The 12364-nt window shown below is 64.6% G+C and carries 11 protein-coding genes; 7 read left to right on the top strand and 4 right to left on the bottom strand.

What is annotated here, in order from left to right; translation table 11 throughout:
• Positions 1 to 11: 11 nt before the first annotated feature.
• Positions 12 to 2222, top strand: coding sequence for a primosomal protein N' (locus DY468_RS10535; RefSeq protein WP_164604764.1), 2211 nt, complete (start codon positions 12 to 14; stop codon positions 2220 to 2222).
• 158 nt (positions 2223 to 2380) lie between these two features.
• Here DY468_RS10535 and DY468_RS10530 read toward each other — a convergent pair whose 3' ends face one another.
• Positions 2381 to 2863 (bottom strand): septal ring lytic transglycosylase RlpA family protein, encoded by a 483-nt coding sequence (locus tag DY468_RS10530; RefSeq protein WP_164604759.1) that lies wholly within the window; start codon positions 2861 to 2863, stop codon positions 2381 to 2383.
• A gap of 725 nt (positions 2864 to 3588) precedes the next feature.
• Here DY468_RS10530 and DY468_RS10525 point away from each other — a divergent pair.
• From DY468_RS10525 to DY468_RS10505, 5 genes are all read left to right on the top strand, one after another.
• On the top strand, positions 3589 to 4149 hold the full coding sequence (locus DY468_RS10525) for a F0F1 ATP synthase subunit delta (protein ID WP_164604758.1): 561 nt from the start codon (positions 3589 to 3591) through the stop codon (positions 4147 to 4149).
• Positions 4149 to 5681 (top strand): F0F1 ATP synthase subunit alpha, encoded by a 1533-nt coding sequence (atpA, locus tag DY468_RS10520; protein ID WP_164604757.1) that lies wholly within the window; start codon positions 4149 to 4151, stop codon positions 5679 to 5681. The genes DY468_RS10525 and atpA overlap by 1 nt, the downstream gene beginning before the upstream one ends.
• Positions 5682 to 5825: 144 nt before the next feature.
• The gene (locus DY468_RS10515) at positions 5826 to 6701 is read left to right on the top strand and encodes a F0F1 ATP synthase subunit gamma (RefSeq protein WP_164604756.1); all 876 of its coding nucleotides are present in this window, start codon (positions 5826 to 5828) and stop codon (positions 6699 to 6701) included.
• A 73-nt stretch (positions 6702 to 6774) separates the two neighbouring features.
• Complete coding sequence (atpD, locus tag DY468_RS10510) at positions 6775 to 8205, top strand: F0F1 ATP synthase subunit beta (protein WP_013500301.1); 1431 nt, start codon at positions 6775 to 6777, stop codon at positions 8203 to 8205.
• 128 nt (positions 8206 to 8333) lie between these two features.
• Entirely contained in the window at positions 8334 to 8741 is a 408-nt protein-coding gene (locus tag DY468_RS10505) for a F0F1 ATP synthase subunit epsilon (protein WP_164604755.1), read from the top strand.
• Between the two features lie 198 nt (positions 8742 to 8939).
• Here DY468_RS10505 and DY468_RS10500 read toward each other — a convergent pair whose 3' ends face one another.
• Both DY468_RS10500 and DY468_RS10495 read right to left on the bottom strand, forming a co-directional pair.
• On the bottom strand, positions 8940 to 9449 hold the full coding sequence (locus tag DY468_RS10500; RefSeq protein ID WP_164604754.1) for an RNA pyrophosphohydrolase: 510 nt from the start codon (positions 9447 to 9449) through the stop codon (positions 8940 to 8942).
• Positions 9446 to 10393 (bottom strand): UDP-glucuronic acid decarboxylase family protein, encoded by a 948-nt coding sequence (locus tag DY468_RS10495; protein WP_142883883.1) that lies wholly within the window; start codon positions 10391 to 10393, stop codon positions 9446 to 9448. Before DY468_RS10495 ends, DY468_RS10500 begins: the two co-directional genes overlap by 4 nt.
• Before the next feature lie 220 nt (positions 10394 to 10613).
• On the opposite strand from DY468_RS10495, the gene DY468_RS10490 reads away from it, so the two are divergent.
• The gene (locus tag DY468_RS10490; protein ID WP_164604753.1) at positions 10614 to 11684 is read left to right on the top strand and encodes a glycosyltransferase; all 1071 of its coding nucleotides are present in this window, start codon (positions 10614 to 10616) and stop codon (positions 11682 to 11684) included.
• A 165-nt stretch (positions 11685 to 11849) separates the two neighbouring features.
• On the opposite strand, the gene DY468_RS10485 is transcribed toward DY468_RS10490, so the two are convergent.
• The gene (locus tag DY468_RS10485; RefSeq protein ID WP_164604752.1) at positions 11850 to 12356 is read right to left on the bottom strand and encodes an RNA pyrophosphohydrolase; all 507 of its coding nucleotides are present in this window, start codon (positions 12354 to 12356) and stop codon (positions 11850 to 11852) included.
• Positions 12357 to 12364 lie beyond the last annotated feature (8 nt).

Below are 12364 nucleotides of genomic sequence, written 5' to 3'. Positions count from 1 at the left end.
ACACCGGGCCGATGGATGATTTGCCGACCAGCAGCCCGGCCTCCCACGCGCCTGCCAGCGTCGTCGACGTGCTGGTGCCGGTCGCGATCGATCAGGCCTATTCGTACCGGGTGCCGCGCGGCGTCTCGCTGAAGCCCGGCGACGTCGTGGCGGTGCCGCTCGGCGCCCGCGAAGTGCTCGGCGTGGTTTGGGCGGAGAATCCCAATCCTGATCCACGGCTGCACAACCGGCTGAAGGACGTTTCCGAAAAGCTCGATGTGCCGCCGCTGCGCGACGAGCTGCGGCGGATGGTCGACTGGGTTTCGACCTACACGCTGTCGGCGCGCGGGATGGTGCTGCGGATGTGTCTGCGGATGGGCGAGCATCTCGGCCCGGAGCGGCAGCGCATGGGTGTGCGGCTGGTCGGCGCACCGCCGCAGCGGATGACGCCGGCGCGCCGGCGCCTGCTGGAGATCCTGTCGGATGGCCTGTTGCACGGCAAATCCGACGTCGCCAAGGAGGCCGGCGTCAGTTCGGGCGTGATCGACGGGCTGGTCGATGAAGGCACCCTGCAGGTCGAGCCGATGCCGCGGGAGAACCCGGCACCGGAGCCCGATCCGGATTTTGCGCCGGCTGATTTTTCACCTGAGCAGGCCCGTGCTGCCGAGACCATGCGCGGCCTCGTGACCGCCGGTGGTTTTCAGGCTGCACTGATCGACGGCGTCACCGGCTCCGGCAAGACCGAAGTGTACTTCGAAGCGGTCGCCGAGGTGATCCGGCAGGGGCGGCAAAGCCTGATTCTGATGCCCGAGATCGCGCTGACCGGGCAGTTCCTGGACCGCTTCTCCCAGCGATTCGGTGTGCGGCCGCTGGAGTGGCATTCCGAACTGACGCCGCGCACCCGCGCCCGCAATTGGGCGGCGATCGCGGCGGGCCAGGCGCGCGTCGTGGTCGGCGCCCGTTCGGCGCTGTTTCTGCCTTACGCCGATCTCGGGCTGATCATTGTCGATGAGGAGCACGACCAGGCCTACAAGCAGGAAGACGGCGCGCATTATCACGCTCGCGACATGGCGGTGGTGCGGGCGTCGATCGCGAAGATTCCGATCGTGCTGGCGTCGGCGACGCCGTCGGTCGAGACCGAGGTCAATGCCCGCAAGGGCCGCTACCAGCGCATCCCTCTGCCGTCGCGATTCGGCGGGCAGCACATGCCGCAGATCGAAGCGATCGATCTGCGTCGCGAACCGCCGATGCGCGGCCGCTTCATTTCGCCGCGGCTCGCCGAGCAGGTCGGCTTCGCGATCGAGCGCCGCGAACAGGCGCTGCTGTTTCTCAACCGTCGCGGCTATGCGCCGCTGACGCTGTGCCGGGCCTGCGGCCATCGGTTTTCATGCACGATCTGCGATGCCTGGCTGGTCGATCATCGTTTCCGGCAACGGCTGGTGTGCCATCATTGCGGTTTCTCGATGCCGCGACCGCCGGCCTGTCCGCATTGCGGTGCCGAGGGCTCGCTGGTCGCGGTCGGCCCGGGCGTCGAGCGGCTGCAGGAGGAGGCGGCGAACCTGTTTCCCAATGCGCGGACCATGGTGCTGTCGAGCGACCTGATTACCTCGATCGAGACCATGCGCGCCGAGCTCAATGAGATCGCCGAGGGCCGCGTCGACATCATCATCGGCACGCAGCTCGTGGCCAAGGGCCACAACTTTCCGCGGCTCAATCTGGTGGGGGTGATCGACGCCGATCTCGGCCTGTCCAATGGCGATCCGCGCGCCGCCGAGCGGACCTTCCAGTTGCTCAATCAGGTGATCGGGCGTGCCGGCCGCGAACAGGGACGGGGTGTCGGCTTTCTGCAAACACATCAGCCCGAACATCCGGTGATGAAGGCGCTGGTCGCCTGTGACCGCGAGGCGTTTTACGCCAGCGAGATCGATATCCGAGAGCGCACGCTGTATCCGCCGTTCGGCCGGCTCGCGAGCCTGATCATTTCGGCCGGCGACCGGCCGACCGCAGAAGGCTTCGGCCGCCAACTCGCCAGCGCCGCGCCGTTCGACGAGCGGGTGCAGGTGCTGGGCCCAGCCGAAGCGCCGCTCGCCGTGATCAAGGGGCGCTATCGATTCCGGCTGCTGGTGAAATCGGTGCGCGGCTTCGATCTGTCGAACTACTTACGCTCTTGGCTGGCGAACGGGCCGAAGACCAAGGGTAATCTCAAGCTCGAAGTCGACGTCGACCCGCAAAGCTTCTTGTGACTTTGGACGGCCGTCGAGCGCCCCAAACAAAAGCCTGCCGTCTGGTCGCCGGCAGGCTTTGTCACATGGCGAAAGGTAATGCGCGCGCTTGCGATTGAACCAAACCCTTCGTCAGGCGTTGTCGTCGAAAGAAACGCAGAGTGACGGATTTTGCGCGCTTACATCACTTCCGCGACCACCCGGCCGACACCGCGGCTGGTGAGCCCGATGGCGCGGGCGGCGCCGGTCGACAGATCGAGAACGCGGCCGCGAATGAAGGGACCGCGGTCGTTGATGGTGACGACGACGCTGCGGCCGCCATGCGTGACACGAAGCTTGGTGCCGAACGGAAGGGTGCGATGAGCCGCCGTCATGGCGTTCGCGTTCATGCGTTGGCCTGACGCGGTGCGGCTGCCCGACTCGTTGCCGTAGTAGGACGCCATGCCCGAGAAGGTTCGACCGCCGCCGCTGCTCTCGACCGAGGCGTTAGCGGAACGCCAGTCACTGTGATGGTGGCTATGGTGATGATGGTGGTGGCGGTGATGCCGGCTCTTCGCTGAGGCTTCGCCGACCGATCCGCCAAGGAAGACAGAGGCGACGATCATCGCCGCGGCCGCGGCCGGCCCGGTGGTGAGCAGCGCCGGTGTTTTCTTTCGAACCATATCCTATCCTTAAGTCGAGTATTGCCCTACATGCGGCAAGTGGAACCCCCGTCCCTGTGTTCGCGGGCGAACGAGTGGTCTTGTAATGAGGCTGAATATTGACGGTCAATCCGCCTTATTTCACGCCACAATATTTGGTGATGTTTCGCAGTACAGCGCGGTACTCTGATATCAACAAGTGTGTTACTTGATAAATACTTCGAGCGTGTATCGAATATTGTATTACGAAGTTTTCACGACGCGCTGCGCCGAATCACACAAGTAATCGGCTGTTAACGCTGCGTGCGTGTGTCGAGCGAGTTTTTGCAACTGCAAATAGAGAAGTTGCGACCCGAGCGACTGGCTCCATGCGCCCTGCGAAGGGCAGCGGGTGCCTTCGCGCGAGGCCGCTGACGCGTGAGCGAGCGTAGTCTGCGATGCGTCGGGCGGCTGGCCGGCGCGTGCCAGGAGCTGCCGGTCGTGGCGCGGAGGGGGGCGCCGGCGCTCGTTGGAGTGACGCGCGCGACGAGATGCAAGACGACATGCAACAAGGCGACGCGGGCTCGTGCCATCGTGTTGCACCTCCGCGCGCGCTATGTTAGCAAAGCCGCGATTTTAAGGGCCGCCGGACCATCGTGCCGGTCAGAAATCGAAGTCCAGCTTGAATTCCAAGGGCTTAAATCGGGGGCGCCGCTTCGTGGCGACGGTTTTTTCCTTGGCCGTTTGACAGCAAGAAGAGCGCGCTCGTGGCATCTGAAGATCCATCGGTTTCCGGAGTTTCCGGTCGTTACGCGACCGCTTTGTTTGAACTGGCCCGCGACGAGAAATCCATCGATGCGGTGACTGCCGATCTGGAGAAGTTCAGCGCGATGCTGGCGGAGAGTCCGGATCTGGTTCGCCTGGTCCGTAGCCCGGTGTTCGCCTCCGAGGTGCAGGGCAAGGCGCTGGCCGCAGTGCTCGCCAAGGCGGGCATCTCCGGCATCAGCGCCAATTTTCTGAAAGTGCTCGCGGCCAATCGCCGGCTGTTCGTGGTCGCCGACGTGATCCGCGCCTATCGCGCGCTGGTTGCCAGGTTCAAGGGCGAAGCCACCGCCGACGTGACCGTTGCCGAAAAGCTCAGCGACAAGAATCTCGAGGCGCTGAAGGCTGCGCTGAAGTCGGTGACCGGCAAGGACGTCGCTCTCAATATCAATGTCGATCCGGCGATCATCGGCGGGCTTGTCGTCAAGCTCGGTAGCCGAATGGTCGACAGTTCGATCCGCACCAAACTCAATTCGATCAAGCACGCGATGAAAGAGGCAGGCTGATGGACATCCGCGCCGCGGAAATTTCCGCGATCCTCAAGGACCAGATCAAGAATTTCGGCCAGGAAGCCGAAGTCTCCGAGGTTGGACAGGTGTTGTCCGTCGGCGACGGTATCGCCCGTGTTTATGGCCTGGACAACGTGCTCGCCGGTGAAATGGTCGAGTTCGAAAACGGCACGCGCGGCATGGCGCTGAACCTCGAAACCGACAACGTCGGTGTCGTGATCTTCGGTGCCGACCGCGAGATCAAGGAAGGTCAGACCGTCAAGCGCACCCGTTCGATCGTGGACGCGCCGGTCGGCAAGGGTCTGCTCGGCCGCGTCGTCGACGCGCTGGGTAACCCGATCGACGGCAAGGGCCCGATCCAGGCGGTCGAGCGCAAGCGCGTCGACGTTAAGGCGCCCGGCATCATTCCGCGCAAGTCGGTGCACGAGCCGATGGCGACCGGCCTGAAGTCGATCGACGCGCTGATCCCGATCGGCCGTGGCCAGCGCGAGCTGATCATCGGCGACCGTCAGACCGGCAAGACCGCGATCGCGCTCGACGCCATTCTGAACCAGAAGTCGCTCAACGTCGAAGGCGCGCCGGAGAGCCAGAAGCTGTACTGCGTGTACGTCGCGGTCGGTCAGAAGCGCTCCACCGTCGCCCAGTTCGTGAAGGTTCTGGAAGAGCAGGGCGCGCTGGAATACTCGGTCGTCGTCGCCGCCACCGCGTCGGACCCGGCTCCGATGCAGTACATCGCGCCGTTCACCGGCTGCACCATCGGCGAGTACTTCCGCGACAACGGCATGCACGCCGTGATCATTTATGACGACTTGTCCAAGCAAGCCGTCGCCTACCGCCAGATGTCGCTGCTGCTGCGCCGTCCGCCGGGCCGCGAAGCGTATCCGGGTGACGTGTTCTATCTGCACTCCCGCCTGCTGGAGCGCGCCGCGAAGCTCAACGACGAGAAGGGCGCCGGCTCGCTCACCGCTCTGCCGGTGATCGAAACCCAGGCCAACGACGTGTCGGCCTACATCCCGACCAATGTGATCTCGATCACCGACGGTCAGATCTTCCTGGAAACCGATCTGTTCTTCCAGGGCATCCGTCCGGCCGTGAACGTCGGTCTGTCGGTTTCGCGCGTCGGCTCGTCGGCGCAGACCAAGGCGATGAAGAAGGTCGCCGGCAAGATCAAGGGCGAGCTCGCGCAGTACCGCGAAATGGCGGCGTTCGCGCAGTTCGGCTCCGACCTCGACGCCGCGACCCAGCGCCTCTTGAACCGCGGTTCGCGCCTGACCGAACTCCTGAAGCAGCCGCAGTTCTCGCCGCTGAAGATGGAAGAGCAGGTCTGTGTGATCTGGGCCGGCACCAACGGCTATCTCGATGCGCTGCCGCTCGCCAAGGTGCGTCCGTTCGAAGACGGCCTGCTGGCGCTGCTGCGCGGCAAGGAGTCGGGCATTCTCGAAGCGATCCGCACCAGCCGCGATCTCAGCGACGATACCGCTGCGAAGCTCAAGGCGGTGGTCGAGAGCTACGCCAAGACGTTTGCTTGATAACTATCATGGCCGGGGTCTTCCCCGGCCATCCACGTCCTCGACGTGGCTATTCGACATCGTGGATGCCCGGGACGAGCCCGGGCATGACGAATGTGAGGTTTGCGGTCGGATCACAGGTCAGATCGCCGGGGTGGACTGAGAATGGCTTCACTTAAAGACATGCGCGTCCGCATCGCCTCGACGAAGGCGACGCAGAAGATCACCAAGGCGATGCAGATGGTGGCCGCCTCGAAGCTGCGCCGCGCCCAGATGGCGGCGGAAGCAGCGCGGCCCTACGCCGAGAAGATGGAAGCGGTGATCTCGAATATCGCCGGTGCCGCAGCGGGTTCGCCCGGCGCGCCGGTGCTGCTGGCCGGCAACGGCAAGGACCAGGTTCACCTGCTGCTGGTGTGCACCGGCGAGCGCGGCCTGTCCGGTGCGTTCAACTCCTCGATCGTCCGCCTCGCCCGCGAGCGCGCGCTCGAGCTGATGAGCCAGGGCAAGACCGTCAAGTTCTTCTGCGTCGGCCGCAAGGGTTACGAGCAGCTCCGCCGCAATTTCGAGAAGCAGATCATCGACAATGTCGAGCTGCGCTCGGTGCGTCAGATCGGCTTCGTCAACGCCGAGGAGATCGCCAAGAAGGTCATCGCCCGCTTCAATGCCGGCGAGTTCGACGTCTGCACGCTGTTCTATTCGCGGTTCAAGTCGGTGATCTCGCAGATCCCGACCGCCCAGCGTTTGATTCCGCTGGAAGTGACGGCGCCTGCCGCCGGCGCGGTGGCGACGTCTTACGAATACGAGCCGGAAGAGGATGAGATCCTGTCGGGCCTGCTGCCCCGCAACCTCGCGGTTCAGATCTTCCGCGCGCTGCTGGAGAACAACGCCTCGTTCTACGGCGCGCAGATGAGCGCGATGGACAACGCCACCCGCAACGCCGGTGAAATGATCCGCAAGCAGACGCTGGTCTACAACCGCACCCGGCAGGCGATGATCACCAAGGAACTGATCGAGATCATCTCGGGCGCCGAGGCGATCTGACGCGACTTCACAAGGTTTTACGTCCGGTCGATCGACCGTGGACGGATTTTCGGACTTCAGGGAGACAGTTGAAATGGCTACACCCGCCAATCAGACCGGACGCATCACGCAGGTGATCGGCGCCGTCGTCGACGTTCAGTTCGAAGGGCATCTGCCGGCCATTCTGAACGCCATCGAAACCAAGAACGGCGACAACCGCCTGGTGCTCGAAGTTGCGCAGCATCTCGGTGAATCGACCGTCCGCACCATCGCGATGGACACCACCGAAGGTCTGGTTCGCGGCCAGGAAGTCACCGACACCGGCGCGCCGATCTCGGTTCCGGTCGGCGACGGCACGCTCGGCCGCATCATGAACGTGATCGGCGAGCCGGTCGACGAGCAGGGCCCGATCAAGTCGGAAGGCCTCCGCGCCATCCACCAGGAAGCCCCGGCCTACACCGACCAGTCGACCGAAGCTGAAATCCTCGTCACCGGCATCAAGGTCGTCGACCTGCTGGCGCCTTACGCCAAGGGCGGCAAGATCGGCCTGTTCGGCGGCGCCGGCGTCGGCAAGACCGTGCTGATCCAGGAGCTGATCAACAACGTCGCCCGCGCCCACGGCGGTTACTCGGTGTTCGCCGGCGTCGGCGAGCGCACCCGCGAAGGCAACGACCTCTATCACGAGTTCATCGAATCCGGCGTCAACAAGAAGGGCGGCGGCGAAGGCTCCAAGTGCGCCCTCGTGTATGGCCAGATGAACGAACCGCCGGGCGCCCGCGCCCGCGTCGGCCTGACCGGTCTGACCGTCGCCGAGCACTTCCGCGATCAGGGCCAGGACGTGCTGTTCTTCGTCGACAACATCTTCCGCTTCACCCAGGCGGGTTCGGAAGTGTCGGCGCTGCTCGGCCGTATCCCGTCGGCGGTGGGTTATCAGCCGACGCTCGCGACCGACATGGGCGCGCTGCAGGAGCGCATCACCACCACCACCAAGGGCTCGATCACCTCGGTGCAGGCGATCTACGTGCCGGCCGACGACTTGACCGACCCGGCGCCCGCGACTTCGTTCGCGCACTTGGACGCCACCACCGTGCTCAACCGCGCGATCTCGGAAAAGGGCATCTACCCGGCGGTGGACCCGCTCGACTCGACCTCGCGCATGCTGTCCGCCTCGATCGTCGGCGAAGAGCACTACACCACCGCGCGTATGGTTCAGCAGATCCTGCAGAAGTACAAGTCGCTGCAGGACATCATCGCCATCCTGGGCATGGACGAACTGTCCGAAGAGGACAAGCTGACCGTGGCCCGCGCCCGTAAGATCGAGCGCTTCCTGTCGCAGCCGTTCTTCGTCGCCGAAGTGTTCACCGGCTCGCCGGGCAAGTTCGTCGACCTCGCCGACACCATCAAGGGGTTCCGCGCGATCTGCGAAGGCAAGTACGACCACCTGCCGGAAGCGGCGTTCTACATGGTCGGCACTATCGAAGAGGCGGTCGAGAAGGGCAAGAAGCTCGCCGCCGAGGCGGCCTAACCAAACGAACCTCACCCTGAGGAGCCGGCCGCAGGCCGGCGTCTCGAAGGGTGTCGACCATCATCTCATCCTTCGAGACGCGCGCAATCGCGCGCTCCTCAGGATGAGGGCAGCGGATGAGACGAGATATGTCCACCTTCCACTTCGATCTGGTTTCGCCCGAAAAGATCGCCTTCTCCGGCGAAGTCGATCAGGTCGACATTCCGGGCGCCGAGGGTGACTTCGGCGTTCTCGCCGGCCACGCGCCGGTGGTGGCGGTGATCCGTCCCGGCATCCTGACCGTGACGGCGGGCGCCAACACGCAGAAGATCGTGGTTCTCGGCGGCATCGCCGAAGTGTCCGACAAGGGCCTGACCGTGCTGGCCGACGTCGCCACGGCGGCTCCGGACGTCGATCTCGAAGAGTTCGCCGCGACGATCCAGACCATGGAGCAGCAGCTTCCCAGCAAGGTCGGCGACGAGCTGGACAGCGCGATCGAGCGCCTCGATCATTTCAAGAGCATCCAGCACGAGCTCAACACCACCGCGATGCACTGACGCCGCGAACAGGTGTGCTGACGAATCGAATGGCCGGGCATCGTCCCGGCCATCTGCTTTTTAAGTCTCCGCAGTCATTCCGGGGCGCGGGTGAAGCCCGCGAACCCGGAATCTCGACGTTGTTGGATCTTCATTCCACCACCTCTGGATCCCGGGTTCGCTTGCTCCGCAAGCGCCCCGGAATGACCGTGGAGGCGACTACACGAACCGAGCAAATTGCTGGGCAACTTCCCGATAGACTTCGCGGCGGAACGGCACGACCAGGTCGGCGACACGGTCGAGGCGCTCCCAGCGCCAGGCGTCGAATTCCGGCGGCATGTCGTTGCGGACGGCGAGCGGATCGATCTCCGCCTCGGTGCCGGTGAAGCGCAGCGCGAACCATTTCTGGCGCTGGCCGCGAAACACCGCGAGGCGGTGGGCCGGACCGTCGTAAGGCGGGAAGTCGTAGCTGACCCAATCGGTCTCGCCGAGGATCTCGGCGTTGGTGACGCCGGTCTCTTCCCACAATTCCCGCATCACCGCGACGCGCGGCTCTTCGCCCTCGTCGATGCCGCCTTGCGGCATCTGCCATTCCAATCCCGGCAGGATGATCTCCGGCCCGTCGTCACGAAACCGCCGCCCGATCAGGACGCGGCCATCGCCGCCGAACAGCGCGATGCCGACGTTGCGGCGATAGGGAAGCGACTCGACGGGCGGATGCGCAGTCACGACGCCATCAGCGTGCGGAAGTAACCGATGGTTTCCTTCAGCCCGTCCGCGAGCGGCACTTTCGGCTCCCAGCCGAGCTCGCGCCGCGCCAGCGAGATGTCGGGCTGACGCTGCCGCGGATCGTCCGACGGCAGCGGCATCAGCACCAGCTTCGACTTGGAATCCGTCATCTCGATCACCATCTCGGCGAGCTGGCGGATGGTGAATTCCACCGGATTGCCGAGATTGACCGGACCGATGAACTCGTCGCCGGTCGCCATCAGCTTAGCGAAACCGTCGAGCAAATCGGTGACGTAGCAGAACGAACGCGTCTGGCTGCCGTCGCCATAGATGGTGATGTCGTTGCCGGACAGCGCCTGGACGATGAAATTCGACACCACCCGGCCGTCGTTCGGATGCATCCGCGGCCCGTAGGTGTTGAAGATCCGCGCGACCTTGATCTTCACCTTGTGCTGGCGGTGATAATCGAAGAACAGCGTTTCGGCGGCGCGCTTGCCTTCGTCGTAGCAGGCGCGAATCCCGAGCGGATTGACGTGGCCCCAATAGCTCTCCGGCTGCGGATGCACGTTCGGGTCGCCGTACACCTCGCTGGTCGAGGCCTGGAAGATCTTGGCGCGGGTGCGCTTGGCGAGACCCAGCATGTTGATCGCGCCGTGCACGCTGGTCTTCAGCGTCTGCACCGGATCATGCTGATAGTGCACCGGCGAGGCCGGGCAGGCCAGATTGTAGATGTCGTCGACTTCGACATAGAGCGGGAAGGTGACGTCGTGGCGCATCACCTCGAAGCGCGGAGTGCCAACCAGATGTTCGATGTTGCGGCGCCAGCCGGTGAAATAATTGTCGACGCACAGCACTTCATGGCCCTCGGCGAGCAGCTTGTCGCACAAGTGCGAGCCGATGAAGCCGGCGCCGCCGCTCACGAGAATTCGTCGGGACAATCGCATCACTGGGTCCTGGACAAGGGCGGGTTCGAACGCGCCGCAGTCGCGGGAACGGGTGCCCTTTGGCTCGAAACGGACGGCCGACTGCGGTCGCGGCAGCCGTTTTCCGCCGCATTGAATGGCAAGAAACCCCATGCTAGGCAAGTGTCGAAACCGGCCCAGCGCCGACGCCACGGGCGCGACCCGCGCCTGCATGCGATCTCACGCCAGGCGATTTCTCTCCATGACCACGCCCGTCGATACCTCGCAGCTCCGCATTCTCGAAATCGGCGGCGGCTATTTCAAACTACAGTATCCAGAGCGCACTACCTGCCTGTGGACCTGGACCAAGCTGACGGACGATTTCGGCGAACTCGACGGGTTCTCGACGCCGGACCGCGTGCTGCGCGAGCTGCGCGCCGCCGGCCGCGGCGAATACGACGTCGTGGTGGTCAACAGCCTGCGCTATTCGCCGTGGCATCCGCGCTACTGGGCCCGCGGCATCTTCTACACCCCGACCCATCCGTGGGCTGCGCTGACCCGGCAGTTCGGCCCGAGCGTGTTTCGCTGGGTGAAGTCGCCGGTGCCGCTGGTCGCTGTCGAGATGGACGATCACTTCGCGATCTCCAAGAGCAGCGTGTTTCTGCTCGACAAGGCCGAGGCGTATTTCAAGCGCGAACTGCCTTGCGACAAATGGCAGGCGCTGGCCGGCACGGTGCACCCGCATCTGCCGACGCTACGCTATCGCCGCAGCGACAAGTGGCTACAACGGATCGATAAGCTGCGGCCGATCTCGCTGCCGCAATTCCGCTTCGACGCGCGCTGGCGCGATGCGCCATTCCCCGAAAAGACCCACGACATCTTCTTCATCGGTTCGGTCGACGGCAATTCAACGGTTCGCCGCGACGGCCTGCCGGAGCTCGAGCGGCTCCGCGCGATGGGCGTGCGGATCGATCAACCGACCGAGCGGCTGCCCTACGACGCCTTCATGGAGCGGATGTCGCATTCCTGGCTGGCGTGGTCGCCGGAGGGCATGGGCTGGGATTGCTACCGCCACTACGAGGCGCCGATCGTGCAGTCCGTGCCGTTGATGAACAACCCGACCATCCTGCGCTACGCGCCGCTGCTGTCGGGGCAGCACGGGGTGTACTACGACATCGAGCCGGGCGGGCTGGAACGCGCCGTCACCTCGGCGCTGGCCGACAAAGACAAGCTGCGCACCATGGCCCTCGCGGCCCGCGACCACGTCTTCGCCCACCATACCGTGAAGGCGCATTGCGATCACATCCTGCAGGCCGCGATGGCGGCGCGGTGATCGCCCCGCCACCGCCCGACGAGGCGGCAAGATTGGTCAGGGAATTCCCGCGTCGTTGCAAGGAGCGTCGCGACCACGCAATCCAGGGCTCAGTTCACCGAGCCATTGGGGTGCTTGGCTGCGCACGCAATGACGTAAGGATCGGTGACGTCAGGATCGGTCGTCTCACACCGCCGCGGCGAGCTGCGAGAATTCCTTGACGACGCGCTCATAGACCGGCCGCTTGAACGGCACGATCAGCTCCGGGAGATTGTGCATCGGCTCCCAGCGCCAGCTCGTGAACTCCGCCTTGTGACCGCCGCCGGGGTGGACGACGTTGATCTCGGAGTCGGCGCCGGTGAAGCGGGCCGCGAACCATTTCTGGCGCTGACCGCGATAGCGGCCCTTCCAGGCCCGTCCGGCCACCGTGCGGGGGATGTCGTAGATCAGCCAGTCCGGGACTTCGCCGAGTTTCTCGACCGAGCGCACGCTGGTCTCTTCGTAGAGCTCGCGCTTGGCGGCGTCCCAGGTGTCTTCGCCGGGATCGACGCCGCCCTGCGGCATTTGCCAGACGTGGGTGTCGTCGACGTGTTCGATGCCACCGGCGCGGCGCCCGATGAACACCAGACCCTCCAGGTTGATCAGCATCACGCCGACACAGGTTCGATAGGGCAGGTCTTCGTAGCGAGCCATTCCGTTAG

The sequence above is a fragment of the Rhodopseudomonas sp. BR0M22 genome (assembly GCF_010907035.1).
Classification (GTDB): Bacteria; Pseudomonadota; Alphaproteobacteria; order Rhizobiales; family Xanthobacteraceae; genus Rhodopseudomonas.
This window is presented reverse-complemented; position numbering and strand designations above follow the sequence as displayed.